Annotated in this window: 1 protein-coding gene; it reads left to right on the forward strand. The window is 61.1% G+C overall.

What is annotated here, in order from left to right; genetic code table 11:
* Nucleotides 1-339 (forward strand): hypothetical protein (locus H6A60_RS12885; RefSeq protein ID WP_205105261.1); only part of this gene is annotated, 339 nt, incomplete at both ends.

Below are 339 nucleotides of genomic sequence, written 5' to 3' on the forward strand. Positions count from 1 at the left end.
ACCGTACTCAGCGGGGCGGATCTGGCGCTTGACACGAACGGTCGTTTGATTGTTTCTGGTTCCGGCACCGATCGGCGCGAGCTCGGCGGCCTTACGCTGAAGGGCGGCTCGCAAATCGACTTTTCTTCCGTGTCGATGGGCGACGCCAACAGCAACAATGCGCAGCTCCACGTAAGCGGCAGCTTCACGATCAACGGCAGCAACGACGTGTCGGTGGGCGGGATCAATCTCGACGGCACGCAGAACATCCTCGCGGCTGACGACGCCAATGGCGGTCTGAAGCAGGCGCTCGTCACGGCTGATGGCGGCATTGATCTCAGCTCCGGTCAACTTGTTATC

Origin of the sequence: Sutterella massiliensis (genome assembly GCF_016899755.1) — a bacterium.
Classification (GTDB): Bacteria; Pseudomonadota; Gammaproteobacteria; order Burkholderiales; family Burkholderiaceae_F; genus Sutterella; species Sutterella massiliensis.